Below are 24611 nucleotides of genomic sequence, written 5' to 3'. Positions count from 1 at the left end.
CAAAACAAGTACTTTCGTTCACAAAACAAGTACTTTCGTTCACAAAACAAGTACTTTCGTTCACAAAACAAGTACTTTCGTTCACAAAACAAGTACTTTCGTTCACAAAACAAGTACTTTTGTTCGCAAAACAAGTCTTTTTTGAGCCTTTGAGGAAATGAAACAGCTTTGCTTTTTTTTCAAGAGGGGTTGGGGGGATTAAAAGTTTCTGGAGCCACTCAAAAAGACTTGTGTGTACACAGTAGCTTGTCCAGTGATATCATGTCCGGTTAAAGACTTATCATTAAGATCGCAGAGAAATGTCATTTGGCTTTGCCTCACAGCAGTTGCTACCATATTTCACCATATAATATACAGATGAAATTCTATACACCTATCAAGTAGCATAACTGCCTTCTAATTTTCTCTTCTTGGAGGGCATTTATTGCTTAACTATCCCAAAGCGATCGCCCATAAGAGTAACTGGCAACTTGGGTTAAACTTGTGCATCCTCAAGCGAGGCAGTGAGTGTCGAAGTGTAACACACTTATGAAAAAGGATTAGCTTCTGTCACTACTTTTGGCAGCGGAATAAACTCTGTTTCATCTGGCACGTTCGCAAAGCGAGAGTCGCGCCAATCAGCTTTAGCTTGCTCTATTCGCTCTGGTCGGCTAGAGACAAAATTCCACCATTTGTAGCGTGTACCTAACGGCTCACCGCCAATAACAATACATTGAGCAGTAGCTGTAGCAGAAACCTCAATCTGATCACCTGGCTCAAGAATAGCCAGACGATATTGCTCTATCGGTTCATCATTAATCCTTAATCCCTCTGTGACGCTGTATACTGCCCTTTGTGAATAATCTGTAGGGATAGTGAAGTGAGCGTTGGCAGACAATACTGCATCTAAATAGAGGATAGGTGAGAGAACTTTCACAGGTGAGGTATAGCCAAATGCTTGTCCAGCAATAAGTTTGATGATAACGCCATTCTCTTCCCAGGTGGGAAGGGTTTCAGCAGGATAGTGAATGAACGTTGGCTCGGTTTCTTCGTGTTCAACAGGCAGGGCGACCCAGGTTTGAATACCATGAATAGTAATTTCTTGCTGACGGTCAGAGTCAGGTGAGCGTTCTGAATGGACAATCCCCTTTCCTGCTGTCATCCAGTTGACTGCACCTGGTTGGATTTCCTGCACAGTACCCAAACTATCGCGATGTATCAAAGCACCGTCAAATAAATAAGTTACAGTTGCCAGATTAATATGAGGATGTGGTCGGACATCGATGCCTTGATTGGGGGGCATAACGGACGGGCCAAGATGATCGAAAAAGATAAACGGCCCAACCATTTGGCGATTAGGATATGGCAAACTGCGGCGGGCAAAAAACCTACCCAGACTTTTAACTTCGGGTTCAATCAGTTGAAGGATTGCCATAAATCATCGCAGGTGATTAGTAAATGCTGTAATTATTATAAGTATATTTACTTGCAAATCAGCTAATCTTGATGAGTTATCTGTTTGTTTTGTAGACTTGATGCCAATGCGATCGCCTGTTCTTCGATAGTTTTTTACTATTAAAAGTATTATTTGCCAACCAGAGGTCTTTTGACAAATGCGATCGCTCACGTTTAACTTTATTAAACTTCTGATCGGATTTCAGTTTCCTACTGTTGAGGAAATTAATTGTAAGCAATTAGCTCAATTACTATCAAATTCTGCAAAGCCCCGTCCATTAGTGCTAGATGCACGAAGTCAGACTGAGTATGCAGTTAGTCATATCGAAACAGCAGTACGCATAGATCCTCTCACAGATGACTTAACAGCAGTTGCAACAGTTTCCCCAGATAGACCAATTGTTGTGTACTGTGCTGTTGGCTACCGGAGCGCAAAATTAGCCCAAAAACTGGATGAAGCCGGGATGAAGTGCATTTATAACTTGAGTGGTGGGATTTTTCAGTGGGCAAACGAAGGCAGACCGATCTTTCAAGAGGATCGTCCGACAAAGATTGTACATCCTTACAATGCAATATGGGGAAAATTGCTAAAAGCTACTTACCATGCTCAGGAGTGTTGACCTTTGGATTAAGAGCTTGTCAACATTGAGGAGCAAGTAGAATAAAAGCAACGATAAAACTACTTATGCTGCATGTCTCAAGTTTCGATTATCATTCCTACTTTAAACGAAGCAGTTAGCTTAGAGCGGACATTGCGCCAATTGACTTTACTTAATCCGCCTGCTTTTGAAGTGATAGTAGTAGATGGTGGCAGCGAAGATGAGACAGTGGCAGTTGCAAAACAATGCTTTGGATCGTTCAATCAGTCGCTAGGCGTACAAGTTCTCTCATCTAAGCAGCGTGGGCGTTCTATTCAGATGAATTACGGAGCATCGGCTGCAACTGGAGATATTCTTTGCTTTCTTCATGCAGATACTTGGGTGCCGGATGACTTAATCACCGTAATAGAGAAAACTTTAGTAGAACCAACCATTGCCTGTGGGGGGTTCATTTCTCTAATGAGTGGATCTCAAACGACTCGCTGGGGCATCTCTCTACATAATTATTTAAAAACCTACTACGCACCACTGCTATTTAAGCCTTACCTATTTTTTCGAGGATTGCGCCTGTTATTTGGAGATCAGGTAATGTTTTGTCGTCGCACTGACTTTTGGGATTGCGATGGATTTGATGAGGCATTGCCGATTATGGAGGATGGAGATTTATGCTTGAGATTGGTTAAAAAAGGACGTATTTATCTGGTAAACCGCATTGTCCACTCTTCAGATCGCCGCGTCGCAAAATGGGGTAGCTGCAAAGCAAACGCAATCTACCTTTATATCGGTTTTTTGTGGGGAATTGGCGTTGATGCTAATTATCTCAAACAATTTTATCAAGATATTCGCTGATTCAGGTTCCAGTCATAGTAGAGATAGGAAATGGGCGTTGAGGCATTTATTGGCAAGTCTGTTTCTAGGTAGGAGCGGATATATTCTGGAATAGAGGATTTAACCTTAAGAAAATCTTGACGATACCATTTAAAGATTTTGCTACAGTAGAGCGTTTTACTATCTGAGTCATAACGGACTTTTTCAGGATTGTTAATGAAGCGACGGGTATCTTCATCTAACTGCTGAGTAACTTGTTGAGGAAAATAAGCTCCAGCACGCAGTAACGGGCAACCAACCGAAGCGCAGACTATTGCAAAATGAATTCGTGGCTCCTGTAATTGATTCCGCAGAATTTGGTTTTCTATTTGGGCTAAACTGTAATGCTTGTCAAATATATAATAAGCACGACGTTGGAAGAACCACAAAAAAGCCAGCCAGTTGGGAATGCCTAAGATTCGCGGACGAATTGACTCAAGCGGGTATCTCGACAAAATTGTCGAAATGGTGAATGCATTGTAAAGGTTAATCCACAATGCCAATTGCTCAAAAGTGTTGCTATTAAATGTAAAATCCAGATTTTTTTGACTCGACAACCAATCTGCGATCGCTTGGGGTTGCTCAGTTTTCCAAGCAATATAGTTCACACGACCCTGTGGATCGACATACTGACGCAACAACCTGTCCCAAGGTTCAAAATCAATCATTATTGCTGTGTTTATATGTTGTCCGTTGTTTTTACTGATACATATCTTCAAAATAGAATGAAATAGCCTTAATTTAGAGCTAAAGGAATTCTTTAGTTTCGCGATCGCAACGTAGAGTTGAATTTGTACAAGTATTTATTTAACGAATTATAACAATACTATCTTTGGCAACTCGAAATCAGCGATACACTGAGGAAAATTCCTTGAGGAAGCGTTGATGGCACGGTCAAACGGGGTTATAAGTGAAACGTCTGTAGAGGAATTGCCTACAGTTTCAGACAAAGATACGATCGCAATTGAAAATCCGCTTGAGCCAGTGGAGGATGCCCAGGATATTGATGACATATTGAACTCACTAAAAACCTTACTGAGTTCTCTAGAAAAGCTCCAAAAAGTCCGGCAGGAAGTGGGCGATATCAAACCGTTGATTGGGCGGATGCTTGATGGAGAATTAGTTGCTGGTGAAGAACTTGAGCAACTCAAAACAGGTGTGAGCAGTCTTTCTCGCCTTGTTCGTGCTTATAATGACCATCAAGTAGCGTTGGCTAAAGCACAACCTGCAAGAAACTTACTAGATCAAGTACTCAAAGAGCGTAAAGCTAATTGAGTTGAGACTGGGGATTGGGGAAGAAATTCTTTGGATATTTGGTTGGAGTCCCAATCTCCAATTTAACAAGCGATCGCACTTTTTTAAGAGAATGCGATCGCACTCCTAATTCTCTCAAAAATGCGTAGACGCACAGTGGCTTGTCTGTCGTGAGACATCGCTTCTCCATCGCCTTTAGCTATGTCTACGGCAGCAAGATATATTTATCGTTAAAGTAAGTATGGTATTACACTCTATTTACTATTGATGTTTTTCTTAATCATTGGCTAATAACCTAAAATAGGTTATGATGACGAAAGCCTAGTATTATTTGCAAGGTAGGTATCGTAATGAAGACTAATAAAGAGAATCTACCCTTAAATCAGATTCTCTTAGAGGATAGCTTACAACTGCTAAGTAATCTGCCAGATAAATGTGTTGACTTAGTTGTATCCTCTCCACCTTATAATCTAGGCAAAGAATACGAATCAAGGCAGGCTCTTGAGATTTATTTGGCAGAACAAACATCAGTTCTGCTTGAATGTAGCCGGATTCTCAAAAATACAGGTTCGCTATTTTGGCAAGTTGGTGCTTTTTCTGACCGAGGAATGCTGATTCCTCTGGATATTCGCTTTTTTCCGATTTTAGAGTCATGCAGATTAATTCCTCGCAACCGAATTATATGGGCTAGGCAACATGGTCTTCATGCCCAAAAAAAGTTTTCTTGTAGACATGAAACTATTCTTTGGTTTACTAAATCAGATAACTATAAATTTAATTTAGATGCTATTAGAGTTCCCCAAAAATATCAAAATAAAAAACATTATCAAGGTAATCGAAAGGGAGAACTTTCATGCAATCCAGAAGGTAAAAATCCTGGTGATATTTGGCTGTTTCGGAATGTTAAACACAACCATGAAGAACAAACTATACATCCCTGCCAATTTCCAGAAGACTTGGTAGCTAGAATTATATTAGCTACAACTAATAAAAATGATATTGTTTTAGATCCATTTATGGGATCTGGGACTACGGCGGTGGTTGCGAGAGATCGTGAACGCCATTTTATCGGGTCAGAAATTGAACCAAAATATCATCAAGTTGCCTTGCGTCGTCTCAGTGGCAATCCAGATCCAAATGGTTGTTTTCCAAATCTAAAAACATTGCGCGATTATGTTGAAAAAACTGGTCAATCTATTAATAAATTTAAGTTTGATGTGCAAGTAGGAAATAAAGCTTCAGAACGCAGCAAAGCAAAAATTTATTCAGAAGAGTATCATTTGCAGGAAATGGAAGATAGATTAATCTATGAAGAATCTGCTTTTGCCGCTAATCTAAGAGGTGAAGAGATTCCATTAGATCCAAAGCTTAACGGTAATGGTAAAAAGGCCTCTTTGCAAAATCAAATAGTAAAACAAGTAGAAGAAGTAGAACAAATTGAATTGAGATTGTGGAGTTAATAGATTAATTATTACAGTAAGTTAAGTAGACAACGACTACGAGCTGAACGTCCCGCATTAATTTGGCATTGGCGACTGATTCTAGTATTCACGGTTCTAGAATATCTTTTAGATAAATACTCAGTCCAGATAATAGGCACTATTGTATTTTGTTGTTCAAATAATCCAACCAACCTGATTGGTACATCAAAAACTTGGTTTTTAGCCAAAGCTGTTAACTGATTAACAGCTTGCTCGTAATAAAGAGTGCTATTAGAAGCAGGAAACATCAGAGCCTTTGTTACTATAATTACTAGATTAGTAGAGCTATCCAACAAATTCAGTTTTAGCTTTGAAGAACAATTCTGAGCGCAAAGTGTTATTGAGTAGAAAGGGATAGTTAGAAAATTGAATTTCAATAATAATGCCAGCTTTAGCAAAATCAATATCTGTACCTAAAAATCTGTAAGGTATTGGAATAGGTATATTTGATTGCCAACCATCATGAATAAAGGCAGCTTTAATGTATTCGTTTGTACCTACTGGCTCGAATATTGCATTACCCTGAATTCCAGCTTGATCTGAAGCCTTGATGTGCAAAGGCATTCTAGTGAGAGTATTACTAATCTCATGCCATTCGTTCTGGTATTGGGTATTAATTATTGTATCTGCTGCGTTCAAGTCTACATATTGAATAATGATTATTATGTCTCCTTTTGGTATCTCAACAGTTCTTTAATAAAAGCAAGCGGATCGATTTCAAGAACTTGGGCAACCTGTAAAAATTCAATCACGTCAAGACGACGCTCTCCACGTTCATACTTTGATACATAAGATTGCGGCAGCTCTAGCTTTGCTGACAACTCTGCTTGAGTAATCTTGGCAGCTTTGCGGGCTTCGATAAGTAGCTGGCGAAACCGATCGTAATCTTCGCTGAAAACTGATTTAGGCACTTTAGCTTGCCTTTTTTCTGGCGATGGTTTTTTCGATCTTGATGAGAGTTACTACATATTGCTAAACTCAGTTAAATTCTAAAACCTAATATGGGATAAACCCGAAGTAGGTTTTTGACAGCTACTATGAAGATAGCACGCGTATAGGCGTTGGCGTATCCTCTCCAAGATAAGCTCATTGTAGACATCGCACGATTAATTTCCCAAGGTCGTAAACGGGAAGTCACTGCGTGTCTAAATCTGTGGTTTCATTTGAAGGATATCAAATTTTGCAAGATATCTACTTACGATCATGAATGTTGCACCTGCCATTGTAGTACTAGGTCAAAATAGCGTCACAGTAGCACGTAAAATAATCAGCGTCTTGCCAGGAGCAACGCTATACGGTCTAGAGGGTCGCACATCGCAGGTTGATGTCAGCTTCACGAATTTTGGCGAGACGCTACGCGAGTTATTTGTGCAGGGAAGGCCGCTGATTGGCATTTGTGCCGCCGGTATTTTAATTAGGACGCTAGCTCCGGTAATCTCGGATAAACGACAGGAACCACCAGTGCTAGCTGTGGCTGAAGATGGTAGTGCTGTTGTCCCTCTCTTGGGGGGACTTGGTGGGGTAAACGATTTGGCTCGCCGCATTGCCGAAGCCCTTGATGTCAAAGCTGCAATTACGACCACAGGCGATTTACGTTTAGGCACAACGTTGTTATCTCCTCCTCCTGGATACCATTTAGCAAACCCAGACGATGCGAAGAAATTTATCTCAGATGTGCTAGCTGGGGCGCAAGTTAAGCTCGAAGGAATAGCGCCTTGGTTGACCGATAGTAAACTGCCTATAGATCCAAAAGGAGATTTGACTATCCAAGTTACAGAACGTTTGGTAACTCCTACAGCCAACTGTCTTGTTTATCACCCAGCAACGATCGCGATCGCAATTAGTGGCATGATTGATGATCCAGTAGTTTTAGTACAACAGCTACTAACTGATGCCAAATTAGAAAAAGCATCAGTCGCCGGGATATTTGCGCCCATAACCGCCGCAGCCGATCCCGCAATCCACGCGGTAGCTAGCGCCTTGAAAGTGCCCGCCCGCTTTTTTACCCCAAATCAGTTAGAAAGTCTACTTTCACAAGGTCATAGCCCCGCCCAAGCTGTAGCGATCGCCGCCACAGGTACATCCCCGATTACTGCTTCAACTCCCGACATTGCGATCGCTATTGCCCCTGAAGTAATTGACCCCAACTCCATCGGTCAGCCACGCGGACGGTTAGCGATTATTGGCACGGGCCCTGGTGGTTCGCTGTGGATGTCTCCCGAAGTGAAGGAGATACTCAAGTCGGCAACTGACCTAGTGGGTTATAAAACTTATTTAGATTTAGTTGGTTCTCTAGCTGATGGCAAGCAACGGCATGAGTCTGACAACCGCGAAGAAGAGGCACGGGCAAAGATGGCCCTTGATTTGGCTGCATCTGGGCGATATGTAGCTGTGGTTTCATCTGGCGACCCAGGTATCTATGCAATGGCAACAGCAGTTTTTGAGGTATGCGATCGCTATGCTAAACCCGAATGGGACAGCATCGACATTCATGTGGCTCCAGGTATCTCTGCAATGCAGGCAGCAGCAGCAGCCATTGGTGCGCCCCTTGGACATGACTTCTGTGCTATTTCCCTCTCTGATATCTTGAAACCTTGGTCTTTGATCGCCCAACGAATTGCGGCTGCTGCTGAGGCTGATTTTGTCATTGCTTTTTACAATCCTGTTTCCAAAGAGCGTACCTGGCAACTGGCAGAAGCGAGAAATATTTTACTGCAACATCGAACACCAGATACACCAGTAGTGTTGGCCCGGAATCTCGGTCGGCCAGGACAAACGGTAAAGGCGATCGCACTTGACCAGTTAACACCAGCAAGCGCTGATATGCGGACAATTATTCTTGTTGGCTCCACAAAAACCCGAACCATCAAGCGCCGCGATGGTAATATCTGGGTTTATACGCCGCGTCGCTATACCGAACAATAGGCACGTCAGCGAAGAGAGCAAAAGAGGCAAGATAGGCACTTTTTTAAATCCAAGACGCTTGGGTTAAGAAGAATAGTAGGTTGGGTTGAGCCTAAACGTTACCCAACAAAGCTTTGATAATGTTGGGTTTCGTTCCTCAACCCAACCTACGCCAGTTTTAGTTTTTAGCCTTAACTGAATCATATTGGTTTTTAGCTTGAATTTAATGAGCTATCAATTAAATTACTTGAAAATTTTTCACACCCATGATTTATTTTCCAACCATAGGATTGCGATCATACCTACTGCATAAGCAATGATATCTTTCCAATCAAATACACTTCCCAAGGCAACAGCCATAATCTTATATTTTTGCAATCCTAAATTATTTACAAAATTAAAATATTGAAGAATCTCGATAGTACAAGAAAAGGCAAAAACTGAGAAAGCGATGATGGATGAATGTATATTCAAAAAAGTTTTGACAAAGCAATAAATTAGTATAACTACTAAAATATCACCGATAAAAGGACGAATGAAACTATCATTTGCAAAAGCAGCAATACTTATCTCTATTAAAAATAGTATCAGTGTAAGATAAAAATATTTTTTGTTTAAAATAAACATGGCAATCAATAGCGCTCAAAAAATACCTGTTTGACTATAAACCTCTTCAATTTTTGATAGCCTCTGTTGAAAATTCTATTATTACTGACTAGGTTTCCAAATGACAATGGCAGGTAAAATTCTTTGTTTACCGATAAACTTCTCTGTTTTGTCTTCCGTGTAATAACTTCTGCCTTGACGTTTCGGTGTTTCGCGCAGGCTGTAGCAACTTCCGCTTTGACGTTATCAGAAATAGACTTGCATTATATGACCATGATTACCGTATTACGCAACAAAGCGATCGCTTGTTCGGGATCTATTCAACCTTTATATACAAAGTTCTTGGGGGTTGTCATGCCACTATCTGCCTTTGTGCATATTCCTGATAGACGTTTGCTTGCACTGTAAGATTTAATCGGATAATCTGAGCAATCGAGATTGTTTTTCAAGAAAACTAATGAACAAATTCATACTGAGTTTGCTTTCTTCTCCTGTGGTGATTTTCTGCACCATTAATGTGAATTACTCCCGAACCAGCTTCTACAAAGAATACCTCGCACATATCTTGATGCGCGTGTGCTGGTGCGGTTTGTCCAGGAGCAAAACGTGCTTGAGAAAAGTTAGTTAGGTGAGGTAAATCGCCGAAGCGTAACATCACTTTTTTCTTGATTTCGGCATTGTGAGAAACCGATTCTTCAGGCAAGTCTTTAAGGGAAGTGGTAATCATTCGGGTCTTAAATCGTTAGATAATTCCACAATACCCCTAGACCCATCAATCCTGACTCGTTGACCATCTTGCAGAAGCCATGTAGCACCTCGAACATCCATCACTGCGGGAATTCCATATTCACGAGCAACGATCGCACCGTGAGAAAGCCTTCCCCCAACTTCGGCAATTAATCCTCCAGCCCTTAATAACAAAGGGGCCCAGCCGGAGTCTGTATAAGGAACTACCAGAATCGTATCTCGATCGATGTCTGGCACGTCTTGTAAATTTCGCAACACTTTCACTCTACCTTCGGCTTGCCCGTGACTGGCTCCAATACCTTGTAAAATTTGGTCAGAGTAGAGTTCAGAGGGAGCTAAGGGGTGAGGAGGTGTATTGCCGTAGACTAAAACAGGTATTTGAATAATCTCGCTATCTTGCAGGAATTGCGATCGCCTAAATTCCACTAACTCATCTAACTGCTCTATTAAGCTGGAATCTTCATCTCCAACTAGACGCCGCACTTCATCAAAATTGAGAAAAAAGATATCGCCTGTTTGCCTAAGTAAGCCAGACTTTAACAAAATCTTCTCTAAAGCCACAAAACTCCAACGCAATTCAGCTAAAAGCCGGGAATAAACTTCGGTGACTCGTCCTTTGATATCCACACGCCGTTGCACGAAAGAGCGTTTGCGCTTACTGGCAAAGATACTATTAATCGCGTCTTTAGCACCTGCTTGTGGTTCGTTCCCCTGCATTAACTGCACAAACATCTGCTTAATCATCTGGGGATTTTCCCGCCAAGTGGGAACGGAGATATCGGTTCCCACCTCACTTAAATAGCCGTAATCTTGAAGCAATTCGTTAAATTCCTGGAGGATCTTCTCTCCTTCGGGGGTTTGCTTTAATTGCTCAAATACTTGCTGTGGCTCAAACTCAACCAATACCTGTTTGGCATCTGTAGCGATTGCACTGAGCGATCGCAATGCCGCTACCTCTGGGGTGACGCTATGATCGATTTGCCCATCTTTTACCCGAAAAATCGCCTGTCTCAGGGCAGCACTCAAGGGAGCTAAAATGCTGTAATACGTCCCATAACGCAGCAACTCCAGAATAAAATCAATTCTTGCCAATAACTTCGGTGGTTCCAAGCTATCTATATCTTCCTGCGCCAACTGCGACAACCCAGGAATCAACCGTTTGTGATAATCTTCCTTGAAGTCTTTTTCTAAATTTAATTCCCGCTTCAGCAACTTTCCTAGTCCTGGCAAATTTTCCCAGGTTGACTGCAAGGAGGGTTTACTTAATTTAGCTCCTCTGGTTAAAAATTCTAAACTTTCGGGTGGCAGTCCCATACGGAGAAAAATATTTCCTAAGAGGGAAGCATTAAAGTAGGCTCTGGAATAATGGAGAGTTGCTGTTTTGGTGAAATCTAACCCCAAGGCGCGATCGCCTAAAACTAAAGTAAAAAATTCTCCCCAAACTCCACAAGTTAAGGGACGATTAATTGACCATGTTAAGGGATGAATTACTCCAGGAATTACTTCAGCAGCGATTTTGCGCGTCCAGATGGGTAACAGAGTAGCGATCGGTCGAGATTGCAGCACCCAAAGCGTTTGACCATCATAACTCCACTCGATATCTTGAGGAGTGCCATGAAAACGTTTTTCGAGTCGGTAACTAAGGTAAGCAACTTGTTTTATTAATGACTGTGGTACTCGTCCTTGACCTTCTAATTGTACAGAGTAAGAATTTTCTGTTTCAACAACAAAAGCGCGATATTGTTCTGGTGTGATTTTTCCCGAAACGACTTGCGTCGGGCTGCCTGGAAGGGCTTCAATCACGATCGCATCGCCTTGTTGGGTAACGGGATCGCGACTGAAAGCAACGCCAGAATATACACTCTGGACTTGTTGTTGAATTAACACAGCCATTGCTGTATCATTTAAACCGCGATCGCGCCGATATTGGACAGCAGATGGATGATTGTAGGAAGCTTGAACTTGGGCGATCGCTGACTGTAATGCCTCTTGACTGGTAACATTGATAACTGTTTCATACTGTCCAGCAGCAGAAGCGTGTTCTGAATCTTCTCCAATAGCAGAGGAACGCACCACCAAGGGGGATAATTCTGATGGCTGAAGAAATTCTGTCAACCCTTCAGGATCGTCGATGGGGGCTAGTACCCATCCTTTCGGCACTGGATAACCCCAGCGTTTAATTTGAGATAATGTCGCCGCCTTTTCTCCGACTATGGCAGCATTCAGTTCCTCATCTAGAGAAACCATTGTGCGATCGCCGCGTAAAAATTCCAACATCGCTTGCGATTCTGTTTGTGCCTCTTGGGCTGGCAGTTTCATATCATCAGGAATTTTAGTATAAATCCAGCCCATTAAACCTGCTAAAGCGACAGCAGCAAATATTCTGGGAATATCGCTCAGGTGCAGAAGTGCCACAAACAAAGGAAAAAGCAGCAAAACCCCAAATTTGACTACCTTTCTTGATTGCAGAATTGTAAAAGTAATACCTGCAAAGAAAGATACAAATATAGCTACCAGTGGATCGTGTACGACAAATCCCCAGACAACATTTGTCGTACCTGCTCCTCTACCCATCCAGTATCTACCGATTACCAGAGCGATCAGGGCAACCAATTCCCAAAACGATCCTTCTGGGAAGAAAATGCGGGTGATTAAGACTGCCGCAATTCCTTTAAAAGCTTCTGACAAGACTGCCAGAATTCCGACAATTTTACCGCCATGATAAAACGCAGCTGATACACTAATGTTTCCTGTACCAACTTGTGATAACTGCTTCCCCTTCAGGGCGTAAGTTATCCATGCAATCACGGGTAATCCGCCCAAAAGGGGGCAGATAATTAAAATAACGAAAACACCCCAAGGTTCAAACATTCTGGGTTTTGGATTTTAGATTTAAATTTTCCATCTAAAACCTCAAATCTAAAATCTAAAGTTTTTCTGAAATTTTTGATGGTTATAAAAGAGCTTTTATTTACTAGTTACTAAATGGACACTTGGCTAAAACGGTTTCCGTTTTAGCCAGTGTCCTTCTAGACTACTAATGGTTTTAGTTTAGCGCATAGGCAGCTTGTAGCGCCCAGATGACAAGAGCAGCGATCGATCCCAGAAGCAACACGGTAGAGATAGTGACTACTTTTGGGGAATCTGCTCCCTTAAATTTCATAATTCCGCGATTTAAGTCGGACACAGTTTTGTAATCCTCTCTTGTTGGAGCATGAAATATTTGTCCGTTTTGATTGTAGTCCTTCTCTTTGCGGATGATGTTAAATTCACTTTAAAAATTTAAAAATTTAGAAGTGAGGAGTGGGGATAAGGGGACAAGGGGACAAGGGGGACAATGAAAATAACCTTGCCCAATGCCCTTCAGGAGTGCTGAGTGCTGAGTGCTGAGTGTGGAATCTCACTTCTTGACTCTAAGCCGAGGAACTCGAAACGGGCTAAACGCCCCGCTGACGCTAACGGAACTGTTTTGCCCAATGCCCAATGCCCAATCCCCCAGTATCATTGAAAAGCAACTCAGTATAAGAGGGTGTGAGTAGGTGAAAATAGCACTGAGCGTAATATTGGCGGTGGTTGTGGGATTGTTTTTGGTAATCGAGATCGGACTGCGATCGCTGTTTGGTTTTGGTAATCCCCTGATTTATATTGGCGATGAGCAGATTGGTTATTTGTTGGCTCCTAACCAGCGTACCCGTCGTTTTGGTAATCGCATTGAAATTAATGAATATTCTATGCGAGGTAGTCCGATAAAAAAGCTACCTGCACCTACTGGGCTGCGAATTCTCCTCTTAGGTGATTCTATTGCTAATGGTGGCTGGTGGACAGATCAGACTAATACAATATCTAGTTTGATGATGCGTTCTCTAGCATCATCTACTAATAGTAATTATCAGGAAGTAGAAGTGCTAAATGCTTCAGCTAACTCTTGGGGCCCAAGGAATGAATTAGCTTATTTGGAGAAGTTTGGCAACTTTAACGCGCAAGCAGTGGTGTTAATAATTAATACCGATGATTTATTTGCAACTCCTCCTACTTCTTTGCCAGTCGGACGCGATCGCAATTATCCAGATCGTAAACCTGCCCTAGCATTAGTGGAAGTGTGGCAGCGTTATATTGTTAAGCAAAAGCCAATTCCTGAACTACAAGCCGTGCAAAATGAACCAGGCGATCGCGTGGGGATTAATTTGGAAGCGATCGCTAAAATTCAAGCCTTGACTCGCCAATCCAACAGCAAATTTCTGCTAGTGATGACTCCTTTGCTACGAGAAATTGGCGAACCAGGCCCCCGCGATTACGAAATAAAAGCACGTCAGCGCTTGAGCGATTTTACCAAAGCACAGCAGATTCACTATATAGATTTTTTACCGAATTTCAATTTAACTACCAACCCGCAAGGTTTGTTTCACGATCACATTCACCTCAACTTGCAAGGTAATAAATTTGCCAGTGAAGTTATGGAGCGATCGCTTTTGGAAATACTGACAGAGGCCTCACTTCGTCACTAATATTCATGTTTTAGCTAGATTTCTGAGTATCTCTAACCAAATTATTTAACTCTTCCTGCATTTGACTTTGAACCATTTCATAACAAGCATTCACATAGTTACGATCTCTAGCTGCATCTTGACCATATCTTTCAAAAGTAATTGGATGACAGACACGAGTGTGAATTTTCACAGGTAGAGGAATATTTGGTAGAGGCCCAATAGACAAGCCCCAAGGTAAACCTAAGTAAATTGGGAAAACACCAGGGTCTATTTGATATAACCACGGCAATCCCCACTGATGCAATTGTTTGACTAAATCATAGCAATCACATAAGACTATCAAGCTATCATGAGCGCCTACCGAAATTACAGGAATAATCGGAACTTCTTGTTTTAAAGCCAGTTTGATAAAGCCCTGATGACCGGCAAAATGAATTTTATGGCGTTGGCTATGAGGACGAAACATATCATATTGTCCTCCCGGATATACCAGAACGCTAGCACCTCGATCAAAAGCCGCACTAGCCATTTTGGGATGTGCAACAATTGCTCCGAATTTCTGGGCTAATCCTGCTATTTCTGGACTTACTTTCCAAGCGTAAGGGTGCATTAGACCATACACCAAACGCTCGGTTCCAAATCTAGAAAACCAATCGTACATCATCATTATTAAATCTGGAGAAGCCATGCCCCCATTATGAGAGCCAACCAGTAGTACTTTCCCTGTTGTTGGTATATGATGCCATCCATCAGTTTTTACTTGAAAGTAATAACGGTAAAACCATTCCCATACAGGCATCAGTAATTTAATAAACTGAACATCTCGCTGTGTTAATGAATGATGAATCTTTTTCGAAAATTCTGATGTTAAGCAATTGTCAGCGCTGACATAAATGTTCTCTGCCTGTTTTGGAAATTCCATAATTAGTCGCTCATCTTCTATCACTAGTATATTTTGACCGCTACATAATACTGTTACTGATTATTCAATAACAGTTGTTCTTTTTTCAGGTCTATCATCGGTCGGACATGATTTGCAGACATGGTGGAATCTGGTGAAGGTAGGCATAGCCTGTCCTAGACATCGCTCCTAAATTCAAACAGTAGCAAATCCTGGGGATTTTTATTTGCAAAGATTGCACTATCTGAAATCCAGCCCAAATTTTCTTCACTTTTTAAACAAGATTGACACAAGTCTCGGTGGTTTATTTTGATCTTGTTCGTGCCACCACTCTTGGAAGTCTTCAAGTAGGAAGCCATGAACTTTAGCTGTGTTAAAAAAGTCTGATAAATGATGCACAAATGCAGGAATTTTAATGAATTCTTGCTGTCTTTGAAAATTAGCTTTTGTTCCTTGATATTGCTTGACTGGATGAAGCTCACAGATAAAAAAGTATCCTCCTTTGACTAAGACACGAGATGCTTCTGAAAATATCAAGCTGAGGTCTTCGATATGTTCTAAAACAAGATTACAAGTGACCAAATCGGCAGACTGATTGCGACAAGTCCATTGCTTGGTAATGTCTTCTGTAATAAACACCACATTAGCTGACCTAACTTTCTCTTTCGCCTTTTCAATCATCTGTGCTGAAAAATCGATCGCACAAACTTTCAGAGCAATTTGTGAAAGCAAAAGTGTATTTTTACCTGTGCCACAGCCAATTTCCACGACTGATTTACACCTTAAACCCATCAAGGTTTCTTTGGTGACGGTTTGATCGAGATCGCGGGTCAGATTTTCGTCAGCATCGTATGTGGCTGACCAATTATCGTATGCTGCTTGAATACTCATATAGCTTCATTTTGCCGAGCAAAGGGTATCATACATATTCATCATTTCTATCTCATCATGCGATCGCAGAGTCCGAGGGTGAGTGCTGCCGCAAGTGCCGCTATTGTCCGAACGTGGTTCCAGAACGTCCAGTTGGTAAGATATCTAGCCCATAGGTTTGCGCCTTCAGTGCTATCCGGTTTGGCGATCGCTAACGCATCATTCAGCGGCACATTGAACGCGATCGTCACTAGAACAGTGCCAATAAGATAGAGCAAGCTACCGATAAGCAAATAGGCAGCACTAGGTTGATGCCACTTTAACACTGAGGAAACCGCTAGAAAAATGCAAGCCACAGCCGTTCCGAAGAGTGCCACCATGAACAATGGATTGATCGCAGTGATATTGATGGATTGCATAGCGATAATGCCCTCCTTTGGCTGGAGTCGTGCAAGGGCATTCATCACGAAAGTCGAGAAGGCAAAGAAGACGCCAGCCACCAGCCCGCAGCCTAGTGCTGTAAAAAGCGTCAAAGGGAAGCGCAAATTGTCAATAATTACCATAAAGCCTCCTATTAATTACTGCCCAACGCCTTGTTCGCAGATGGTGTTATATCACAATACGCTTGGGTTAAGGGTTATTGGTGTAGATGATTGATCTTTCAAGACGTGATAAATTCCACAGACGACACTACTGTAAATCTGAAACAAATATCTTAGCTGTATAGTTTGGCAAGTCAGTGACTAAACCATCCTCTCCAGATTTCACTTCTTGATTACTAACCCAATCTCGCCAATACTTAGCAGTTGGGAAGCCTGAAATTTTATATTGATTTAGATTTTGGTCGGAGAAATTTGCCACAACAACGACATGAGAATTCTGCTCATCCCAACGGGTGTAAGCCAGCACTTTATTATCTGCATTTTCGTAAAAAAACTTAATATTGTCACTTTGCAAAGCTGGAGTTTGCTGGCGTAGAGCAATCAGCTTTTGATAATACTCAAATAAATCATGATTTTGGTCGCTTGACAATAAAGACCAATTAATCTTGCGCGGCTTAGTCACATCTTCGCTTTTTTGCTGATATTCGCCAAACTCTTCTCCCATCCACAGCATCGGTATACCCATCGCTGTCATTAACAGAGCAGCTGCTAACTTGGCTCGTTCAAATGCGGGTGCGTCAAAGATGCCACAATTGCCTAATTCTCGTAATACACGTTCGCGATCGTGGGTTGCCAAATAATTGATGATATTGGTAGCGATCGCATAACCCTGCTGTTTGGGATCTAAAATCTGCTTGAGTTGTTCTAATTCAAATGATTTACCACAAATATATGGAATTATAAAGTAGCGAAAACTTTCATGCCAACAAGCATCTAATGGGCCATCTGGCTTGACTACAGTGTTTGTATCGGGAATATGTTCAGCAATGTTGTAAAACTGTTTGGGTGCAGCATAGTTTTTCGCTTCTTTAGTCAGCCAGTCGAGAAATTCAAAGTTAGCCAATTGCCGCACTGCATCAAAGCGAATTCCATCAATGTGATACTCATGAATCCAAAATTTTACCACATTGCTGATATATTCCCATGCAGGCTTAATATTTAAGTTTTTGTCGTAATTATCATAGTTAAACTCTGGCCCCCAGTAATTATCTGGGTCTTCAGGATAATGTTTGTATTCGTAATACCAGTAATTTCGGTCAATTAGTATTAAGGGGCATTCTTCATCTGTGTGGTTATAAATTCCATCCATAAAAACGCGAATGCCTCTACCATGACACTCGTCAATCAACCTCTTTAAATCTTCTGTTGAACCGTAACTAGATTCTGTAGCAAAGAAGTGGCGAACTTTATAGCCCCAGTTATAATCACCAGGGTACTCATTAACTGGCATTAATTCAATTGCATTAATTCCCAATTCGCAAAGATAATCTAACTTAGCAATTATTCCTAGATATTTGCCTCGCTCGTTAGAGTCAACTTCATCACCAGTAAAATCGGCAACGTGCATTTCATATATGACTAATTCCCGGTTATCAGGCAACGGTATTTCATCGTGCTGCCAAATGTAAGTATCAACAATGCGTTGACCATTTTGAATGCGTACTATACCGTATTTTTCTGTTTGATTAATATCTGTTGCTTTGGGGTCAATTATATCTATCCATTCATCAGGAGCAAAATTTGGGCTTTTGGTTTGAATGCGAAATTTATATTGATAAACGCCGTCTTCTAGTTTGATTTTAGTGCGAAAATACCCATCTTCACCTTTTGACATGGGAATTTCTTTCCAATCTGAAAAAGACCCAATTAAAGCTGCTCCTTTGTTGCGAGGAGCAAACAATGTAAATTCAGTTAAATTTGCCATTTTCACACTTTTAAATTTTAGCTAGTTACAGTCACTAAAATTATTGTGTAATATCAAACAATTTGCAGCTTCTTTCTTAAGTATTATAAATATTTTACTAATATGCTGGACTTCAACCAGATATTGCGATCGTTATGATGGTAGGGGTGCAATGACTATCTAAATCATAACTAATTATGCAGACATGATATGATAGTTTTGCTCAATTGTCTCTGGGGTTTCGTTCTCAAAAGCCATTCCATGCGTTCTGGGATTAAATGTCTATTGAAAGACAGTAAACGCAGTGACTTTTCCTGGCATCAGATTACTCTATCTACTGGCTGATTTTAAAACACCTACCCTTGAAAGGTGGGTAGTGGGGAGTAGGGGAAACAAGGGGACAAGGGGGACAACCCATGCCCAATCCCCAATGCCCAACTAATTACTATTTACCAATATCTTCATTCCAAAGTTCGGGGTTAGTTTCAATAAACTCACTCATCATTTGTTCGCATTCGTCAAGATTAAGATCGATAACGTCCACACCGTGAGATACCATAAATTCTTTAGCACCAGGAAAAGTTTTGGATTCTCCGACGATGACTTTTTTAATGCCAAATTGTACCACTGCCCCAGCGCACAGGTAACACGGCATTAAAGTTGAATAAAGTGTAGTACCTCTGTAACTGCCAACTCTCCCAGCATTACGGAGACAATCGATTTCCGCGTGGGTGACAGGATCTGCATCTTGGACACGTTTATTGTGTCCTTTGCCAAGAATTTTGCCATCCTTGACGAGAACCGAACCAATGGGAATTCCACCTTCTTGTCTGCCTTGTTTTGCTTCTTGAATTGCAGTTTCCATAAACTCATTCATATTAATTCTCCTGTTTATGTCAAAACAACTTGTATTTAGGACTTACGCACACTCTACGAATTCTCGGCGCTCTTGGCGACTTGGCGGTTCGATAAATTAAGCCTTTTGGCGATTTTTGCGTAAGTCCTGGTATTAATGGATCACGATGGCGGTGTAGATGATTATCTAGCAACTATGCTGCTGTTGACGATGGATCGTATTGAACTTTTTGGTGTTGTCGTCACTCCAGCAGATTGCTACGTAAAACCAGCTGTTAGCGCCACACGTAAAATTATAGATTTGATGGGATTTTCTCATATCCCGTTAGCACAAAGCACTGTGCGCGGTATCAATCCATTTCCTACTCTCTATCGCCGTGATTCGTTTATCGTTGACCATCTCCCCATTCTCAATCAAAGCGAAACCATCACTACGCCATTGGTTGCCGAAACAGGTCAAGATTTTATGATACAGGTGTTACGTGAGGCATCAAGCCCTGTAACGTTGATGGTAACTGGGCCATTGACCACCGTTGCAGGCTGAAAAATTCGTGCTTTTAATCTCCGTATTTTCTCAAGTTTGAATTTGGATTGCCATCTGCTATTTAGGTGTCGCCATTAAGTAAAGAAGTTTGTCATTAAAATGGAGATTCTGCAATTCAGGAGGTGGAGGAACAGGCGGTGGCCCTTCTATGATTACAGGAATAATTTCGGGGGAACGCAATCCATCAGAACCTTGTCTCTCAAGAGCATACAATATTTCTTTAAGCACCCACGGCGATTCTTTTGCAGCAGTAGACCAAAATAGTAGAAACAGATCGCACTCATCAATGTTGCGATAAAGTTCTTGCTCCCAGCGATCGCCAGGTTCTAAATTAAGGATATCTTGAAAAACTGTAATACCACTTACAGCTAGTCCCTGCACCCTTTTAAGAACTTCTATCCGATCTTTAGAAGAGTAAGATACGAATGCTTTTCTATAATGTCGAGCAACTTCTCCTACTAGCTGAGGGTCTTTGGATGTAGAAGATGCAGAAGGAATAATCGATAACTTGAATTTTAGATGACCAAGGGGAATTGTATTTTGGCTTACAGTAACAGTTCCAATGACTGTTTTCTGAGTGATATCAGCAGGAACCGTGACCCCAAATTGAATAGAATCTGCTCTACCATTCCAACTCAACTTTTGAATTGGATCATCTACTTCTAGTTTTGGAATGGACAGGTTAAAAGTTAGTTCACTTCCCCGTTTAATAGGTAATCCTAAACTTCTTGCTCCTAACTGTTTAGCATCAGGATCAAATTGTTGAGCATTCTGTTTGGCAAATTCAATTTGTTCAGGAAGATGAACAAAGACTTGGATAAGGAACATATCCCCTGGAGTTGCAGAAGAAGGACTGAACACACTGCAATCCACTAAATCTTTCGTTATATCAGCAGGTTGTGAAGATCGTTCTTGAATAGTTGGGGTTTCTTGTAGTTGCGCTTTTAACTGCTTAATAACTTCTTCTTCATCCTTGATATCGCTACTATCCCAACCCAACTCACTTACTGGAACATTACTATTTGCTTCTACCTTTAACTTAATGGATTTACTATCAAAACCGTCACCCAAAAATTTCAAGGCTTTACGAATATTTTCTAAGTTGATTTTAGCTGGTAACAGCTTATTCCAAAAATTTGTAGAGCCTTGAATCTGGGATGCTTTCGTTCTAGATTGGTATATTACCGAGTCTGGTGGTTCATTTGATGTCGTTGGTCTAGGTTGGTATATTACCGAGTCTGGTGGTTCATTTGATGTCGTTGGTCTAGGTTGGTATAGTACCTTGTCTGGTGGTTCATTGGATGTCGCGGATCTTGGAGTGTATTCAGATAAATTCTGTAAAACAGATATCTTAATATACTTCTTACGGACAAACCATGTATCTTTGCCCTTGATAGACTTTTTTAAAGTAATTCTGTAATATTCTTCCTCCTCAGCATAAGAAATTACCTCCAAGACACTTTTGACTTGAATGAGAAGTTTTTCATCTTCAGCTAGTTCCGCTAACTCACTTGGACGAACTTTCAGGAAAGTATCAGCAGTTACTGTAAAGACAAACATAATAATTACTTTTAGATTATTATTAATAATTTAGCAAGTTTAAACCTAAAAAGAGAGCCGCTATAGTTCCTGCAACAGAAATTTCTCTCTGAATAATTTTATCTAAAACTGATTTTACGGGAATAAATACAACTTCAATTTCTTCTGTAATATCTAGTTGCTGCTCTCCAACCTTGCCCACATTTTCTGCTAAAAATAAATGTATTTGATTGGTGTCTTTACTTGGCTTATCGTATAGAGTTGCGATTTTTCTAAATTCTTGGGGAATATAACCAGTCTCTTCTCTCAGTTCTCTAATTGCCGCTACCTCTGCACTCTCTTTTGTGGGATCGAAATTCCCTGCTGGCAGTTCCAAGAAAAATTCACCGACGGCATGTCTATATTGCCGGACAAAAATAATTTCTCTATTACTAGTGATAGGTAAAATCATTGCAACGTCAGGCTTAACACTAACAAAATAATCATCTATAATTTTACCATTTGGTAATTCTATTTCATCTTGCCTCACCTGACACCAAGGATTATCTAAAACCATTTTTGATTTTAAAATATTCCATTTCTTTAAGTTGTTCATAAATTAAGTAACAAATAAAATGTATGTATAAAAACTTTGCAATGAATGTAAAAAAGTATAACAGATGCATCCGATAATTTAAATTTTAAACTTACACTGACTTTGGCGATATCATAATATGTATAATAAGTATGCAAATAAATGTAAATTTATTTACTGTAAACAAGAGATTTCCGTTGACTATTAGTCGGGGTACAACGGCACAGACAACGAATGTATGGGTGAGGATTTCACAAGATGACATCGAAGGCTGGGGGGAAGCATCGCCATTTGGTGTGGGTAATCATCGGCAATCAACTGATGCAATCAAGGGTGCTTTAGAGCAAGTTGTGCCACTGTTGCAAATATTCAGCCCCTTACAACGTCAGGAAATTGAGCAAGTTTTAATACAAAACCAGGTTCCTTCTGCTGCAAGAACTGCCTTAGATATGGCAATGCACGACTGGTTGGGTAAGCGCGTAGGTTTACCCTTGTGGCAAATTTGGGGACTTGATCGCAATCAAATAGTCCCGACTTCAGTCACAATTGGGATTAATTCACCTGAAGGTGCTAGGGCGAGAGCGCGAGACTGGTTAAAATTTACCGATGTCCGCCTTTTTAAGGTGAAGTTAGGTAGCCCAGATGGTATAGATGCAGATAAAAAAATGCTATTAGCAGTGCGAGAAGAAGCACCATTACTAGAATTTTTTGTTGACGCCAACGGGGGTTGGAGTTTAAAAGGTGCGATCGCTATGTGCAATTGGCTAGCTGATTTAGGTATAAAGTATGTAGAACAGCCATTGCCACGGGGAGAAGAAAAAAGTTTAGCAAAACTCAAACAACACTCTCCCCTGCCCATCTTTGTCGATGAAAGTTGTTTCACCAGCGCCGATATTCCCGATTTGGCAAATTACGTGGATGGCATTAATATCAAACTAATGAAATCAGGGGGGCTAACAGAGGCAATGCGAATGGTACATACAGCACGAGCATATCGGTTGCAAGTAATGTTCGGTTGCTATTCTGACAGTTCGCTAGCTAATACAGCAGCATTACAGCTAGCACCACTAGCTGATTATTTAGATTTAGACAGTCACCTTAACTTAATTGATGACCCTTTTACGGGTGCATTGCTAAAACAAGGAAGAGTTTTGCCAAACGATTTACCAGGTTTGGGAGTGCAACACAGTGCGTCTATCACTTAATCAACGAGTAGCTATCTTGCTGCATGAGGGAATTAGCGGGCATCACGGCAAAACAGGGCTAGCAATTTTACGTTACAGTGAAGCTCCAATCGTAGCCGTAATTGATCGCGAGTGTGCTGGCAAATCCCTACCAGAATTAACAGGTATCAAGCGTGATGTGCCAATTGTGGCATCGGTAGCCGCAGCCTTAGAGTACAAACCAGAAGTTTTAGTAATTGGTATTGCTCCAGGAGGTGGTGCTGTACCAGATGATTACTGGCTAGAAATCAAAGACGCTTTAGAAGCGGGAATGTCACTGGTGAATGGTTTACATACACCAATGGCAAGTATCTCAGAATTAAATGCACTGCTCAAACCAGGGCAACTAATTTGGGATGTACGAAAAGAGCCGTCTAATATTAGTGTTGCTAGTGGAATGGCACGCACCCTTCCGTGTCGGCGGGTGTTGACAGTGGGAACCGACATGGCAATCGGTAAAATGTCAACTAGTCTAGAGTTACATTGGGCGTCAAAACTGCGGGGCTGGCGTTCTAAATTCCTGGCTACAGGACAAACTGGGGTGATGTTAGAAGGGGATGGTGTGGCTTTAGATGCCGTGCGGGTAGATTTTGCCGCCGGTGCTGTAGAACAAATAGTCATGCGCTATGGCAAAAACTACGACATCTTGCATATTGAAGGACAAGGTTCGCTGCTACACCCTGGTTCAACGGCAACTCTACCCTTAATCCGTGGTTCGCAACCAACCCAACTGCTGTTAGTACATCGGGCAGGACAAGTTCATGTACGTAATCATCCCCATGTCATAATTCCACCTTTACCAGAGGTGATTCGGCTTTATGAAACTGTTGCTAATGCTGGTGGTGCTTTTGGAAGTGTTTCTGTAGTGGGTATAGCACTGAACACAGCCCATTTAGATGAATCTGCGGCTCAAGAAAGCATCGCTCAAACAATAGCAGAAACAGGGCTACCTTGCACCGATGTAGTCCGCTTTGATGCCAATCTGCTTTTGGATGCGGTGATGAATAATTAACGTGAGTTTGACGAGTGCTATTTTGACCTCTCCCCCAGCCCCTCTCCTACGTTCGCGCAGCGTCTCGAAGAGAGGAGAGGGGAGCAAAAACCCTCTAATCTCGTTACTCCTCCCTCGCCTTTTAGGCTACCGTGTACACACAAGTCGAATTTCTTCTTAAATCCCAAAGATTACCTACTTAATCGCAGTGATGGTTAGGGTGGAGTAAAACTAAAGCTAAAACCTTAGTAAATCAGGTTTGGGGTGAGGTTTTGAGAATTTATGCAATAAATATATTGAATTCGGGTGGTCGTTTATTGAATTCGAGTGGTCATTTATTGAATTCGGGTGGTCGTTTATTGAATTCGGGTGGTCGTTTATTGAATTCG

General features: G+C 41.3%; 25 protein-coding genes and 2 pseudogenes. 10 read left to right on the top strand and 17 right to left on the bottom strand.

The features are described 5' to 3' along the window. Positions 1-526 precede the first annotated feature (526 nt). Complete coding sequence (locus ACFE93_RS07880) at positions 527-1414, bottom strand: pirin family protein (protein WP_375472787.1); 888 nt, start codon at positions 1412-1414, stop codon at positions 527-529. Positions 1415-1592: 178 nt separating this feature from the next. Here ACFE93_RS07880 and ACFE93_RS07875 point away from each other — a divergent pair, with 178 nt between their 5' ends. Together ACFE93_RS07875 and ACFE93_RS07870 are read left to right on the top strand one after the other, a co-directional pair. Next, positions 1593-2054: a rhodanese-like domain-containing protein gene (locus ACFE93_RS07875; protein WP_375472786.1), complete on the top strand. Its 462-nt coding sequence runs from the start codon at positions 1593-1595 to the stop codon at positions 2052-2054. Between the two features lie 72 nt (positions 2055-2126). Next, positions 2127-2882: a TIGR04283 family arsenosugar biosynthesis glycosyltransferase gene (locus tag ACFE93_RS07870; RefSeq protein ID WP_375472785.1), complete on the top strand. Its 756-nt coding sequence runs from the start codon at positions 2127-2129 to the stop codon at positions 2880-2882. Here ACFE93_RS07870 and ACFE93_RS07865 read toward each other — a convergent pair. Continuing rightward, a complete protein-coding gene (locus tag ACFE93_RS07865; RefSeq protein ID WP_375472784.1) occupies positions 2867-3568 on the bottom strand; it encodes a DUF547 domain-containing protein in 702 nt (233 codons plus the stop codon). The two genes, ACFE93_RS07870 and ACFE93_RS07865, sit on opposite strands and share 16 nt — an antisense overlap. A gap of 217 nt (positions 3569-3785) precedes the next feature. Here ACFE93_RS07865 and ACFE93_RS07860 point away from each other — a divergent pair, with 217 nt between their 5' ends. Further along, positions 3786-4175 (top strand): hypothetical protein, encoded by a 390-nt coding sequence (locus tag ACFE93_RS07860; protein WP_375472783.1) that lies wholly within the window; start codon positions 3786-3788, stop codon positions 4173-4175. Here ACFE93_RS07860 and ACFE93_RS07855 read toward each other — a convergent pair. Further along, a complete protein-coding gene (locus tag ACFE93_RS07855; RefSeq protein WP_375472782.1) occupies positions 4168-4344 on the bottom strand; it encodes a hypothetical protein in 177 nt (58 codons plus the stop codon). The genes ACFE93_RS07860 and ACFE93_RS07855 overlap by 8 nt on opposite strands. A gap of 160 nt (positions 4345-4504) precedes the next feature. Here ACFE93_RS07855 and ACFE93_RS07850 point away from each other — a divergent pair, with 160 nt between their 5' ends. Then, a complete protein-coding gene (locus ACFE93_RS07850) occupies positions 4505-5614 on the top strand; it encodes a DNA-methyltransferase (RefSeq protein ID WP_375472781.1) in 1110 nt (369 codons plus the stop codon). 11 nt (positions 5615-5625) lie between these two features. On the opposite strand, the gene ACFE93_RS07845 is transcribed toward ACFE93_RS07850, so the two are convergent. From ACFE93_RS07845 to ACFE93_RS07835, 3 genes are read right to left on the bottom strand one after another with little or no spacing between them, the layout of a single operon-like run. After that, positions 5626-5883, bottom strand: coding sequence for a hypothetical protein (locus tag ACFE93_RS07845; RefSeq protein WP_375472780.1), 258 nt, complete (start codon positions 5881-5883; stop codon positions 5626-5628). Positions 5884-5920: 37 nt separating this feature from the next. Continuing rightward, positions 5921-6274 (bottom strand): hypothetical protein, encoded by a 354-nt coding sequence (locus ACFE93_RS07840; protein ID WP_375472779.1) that lies wholly within the window; start codon positions 6272-6274, stop codon positions 5921-5923. A 23-nt stretch (positions 6275-6297) separates the two neighbouring features. Continuing rightward, complete coding sequence (locus ACFE93_RS07835) at positions 6298-6546, bottom strand: multiprotein-bridging factor 1 family protein (RefSeq protein WP_375472778.1); 249 nt, start codon at positions 6544-6546, stop codon at positions 6298-6300. A 292-nt stretch (positions 6547-6838) separates the two neighbouring features. On the opposite strand from ACFE93_RS07835, the gene cobJ reads away from it, so the two are divergent. Further along, positions 6839-8560 (top strand): precorrin-3B C(17)-methyltransferase, encoded by a 1722-nt coding sequence (gene cobJ / locus ACFE93_RS07830; protein ID WP_375472777.1) that lies wholly within the window; start codon positions 6839-6841, stop codon positions 8558-8560. A gap of 237 nt (positions 8561-8797) precedes the next feature. Here cobJ and ACFE93_RS07825 read toward each other — a convergent pair whose 3' ends face one another. Beyond that, entirely contained in the window at positions 8798-9166 is a 369-nt protein-coding gene (locus ACFE93_RS07825) for a DUF2809 domain-containing protein (RefSeq protein ID WP_375472816.1), read from the bottom strand. 123 nt (positions 9167-9289) lie between these two features. On the opposite strand from ACFE93_RS07825, the gene ACFE93_RS07820 reads away from it, so the two are divergent. Continuing rightward, positions 9290-9553, top strand: coding sequence for a hypothetical protein (locus ACFE93_RS07820; protein WP_375472776.1), 264 nt, complete (start codon positions 9290-9292; stop codon positions 9551-9553). Positions 9554-9647: 94 nt separating this feature from the next. On the opposite strand, the pseudogene ACFE93_RS07815 reads toward ACFE93_RS07820, so the two are convergent. The 3 genes and pseudogenes from ACFE93_RS07815 to ACFE93_RS07805 form a co-directional block, all read right to left on the bottom strand. Continuing rightward, a pseudogene (locus tag ACFE93_RS07815) lies at positions 9648-9872 on the bottom strand (cupin domain-containing protein); the annotation flags it as partial. Continuing rightward, a complete protein-coding gene (locus ACFE93_RS07810; RefSeq protein WP_375472775.1) occupies positions 9869-12763 on the bottom strand; it encodes a glycerol-3-phosphate acyltransferase in 2895 nt (964 codons plus the stop codon). The gene ACFE93_RS07810 and the pseudogene ACFE93_RS07815, both read right to left, overlap by 4 nt. 175 nt (positions 12764-12938) lie before the next feature. Next, positions 12939-13079, bottom strand: a complete 141-nt coding sequence (locus ACFE93_RS07805; RefSeq protein WP_190240958.1) for a hypothetical protein — start codon at positions 13077-13079, stop codon at positions 12939-12941. A gap of 352 nt (positions 13080-13431) precedes the next feature. Here ACFE93_RS07805 and ACFE93_RS07800 point away from each other — a divergent pair, with 352 nt between their 5' ends. Further along, positions 13432-14397: an SGNH/GDSL hydrolase family protein gene (locus tag ACFE93_RS07800; protein ID WP_375472774.1), complete on the top strand. Its 966-nt coding sequence runs from the start codon at positions 13432-13434 to the stop codon at positions 14395-14397. 10 nt (positions 14398-14407) lie between these two features. Here the strand turns inward: ACFE93_RS07800 and ACFE93_RS07795 are convergent, their stop codons facing one another. The 5 genes from ACFE93_RS07795 to ACFE93_RS07775 all read right to left on the bottom strand — a co-directional run bounded on the left by ACFE93_RS07795 (position 14408) and on the right by ACFE93_RS07775 (position 19373). Beyond that, positions 14408-15301, bottom strand: a complete 894-nt coding sequence (locus tag ACFE93_RS07795) for a lysophospholipid acyltransferase family protein (protein WP_375472773.1) — start codon at positions 15299-15301, stop codon at positions 14408-14410. A gap of 246 nt (positions 15302-15547) precedes the next feature. Beyond that, positions 15548-16171 carry a class I SAM-dependent methyltransferase gene (locus ACFE93_RS07790; protein ID WP_375472772.1) on the bottom strand — a complete coding sequence of 208 codons (624 nt, stop codon included), beginning with the start codon at positions 16169-16171 and terminating at the stop codon, positions 15548-15550. A gap of 47 nt (positions 16172-16218) precedes the next feature. Then, positions 16219-16569, bottom strand: a complete 351-nt coding sequence (locus ACFE93_RS07785) for a DUF1772 domain-containing protein (protein WP_375472771.1) — start codon at positions 16567-16569, stop codon at positions 16219-16221. 271 nt (positions 16570-16840) lie between these two features. Then, complete coding sequence (locus tag ACFE93_RS07780; protein WP_375472770.1) at positions 16841-18517, bottom strand: alpha-amylase family glycosyl hydrolase; 1677 nt, start codon at positions 18515-18517, stop codon at positions 16841-16843. 424 nt (positions 18518-18941) lie between these two features. Beyond that, the gene (locus ACFE93_RS07775; protein WP_375472769.1) at positions 18942-19373 is read right to left on the bottom strand and encodes a nucleoside deaminase; all 432 of its coding nucleotides are present in this window, start codon (positions 19371-19373) and stop codon (positions 18942-18944) included. Positions 19374-19508: 135 nt separating this feature from the next. On the opposite strand from ACFE93_RS07775, the pseudogene ACFE93_RS07770 reads away from it, so the two are divergent. Beyond that, positions 19509-19889 (top strand): annotated as a pseudogene (locus ACFE93_RS07770) (nucleoside hydrolase); the annotation flags it as partial. A gap of 63 nt (positions 19890-19952) precedes the next feature. On the opposite strand, the gene ACFE93_RS07765 reads toward ACFE93_RS07770, so the two are convergent. Then, complete coding sequence (locus ACFE93_RS07765; protein WP_375472768.1) at positions 19953-21455, bottom strand: toll/interleukin-1 receptor domain-containing protein; 1503 nt, start codon at positions 21453-21455, stop codon at positions 19953-19955. A gap of 22 nt (positions 21456-21477) precedes the next feature. Continuing rightward, complete coding sequence (locus tag ACFE93_RS07760; protein WP_375472767.1) at positions 21478-22029, bottom strand: NUDIX hydrolase; 552 nt, start codon at positions 22027-22029, stop codon at positions 21478-21480. Between the two features lie 131 nt (positions 22030-22160). Here ACFE93_RS07760 and ACFE93_RS07755 point away from each other — a divergent pair, with 131 nt between their 5' ends. Beyond that, entirely contained in the window at positions 22161-23213 is a 1053-nt protein-coding gene (locus ACFE93_RS07755) for a dipeptide epimerase (RefSeq protein WP_375472766.1), read from the top strand. Then, complete coding sequence (locus ACFE93_RS07750) at positions 23197-24243, top strand: DUF1611 domain-containing protein (RefSeq protein WP_375472765.1); 1047 nt, start codon at positions 23197-23199, stop codon at positions 24241-24243. The genes ACFE93_RS07755 and ACFE93_RS07750 overlap by 17 nt, the downstream gene beginning before the upstream one ends. Positions 24244-24611: the final 368 nt, after the last annotated feature.

It is taken from the genome of uncultured Nostoc sp., assembly GCF_964247315.1.
Classification (GTDB): domain Bacteria; phylum Cyanobacteriota; class Cyanobacteriia; order Cyanobacteriales; family Nostocaceae; genus Nostoc.
The sequence above is the reverse complement of the archived record's forward strand: the minus strand, read 5'-3'. Positions and strand labels throughout refer to the sequence as shown.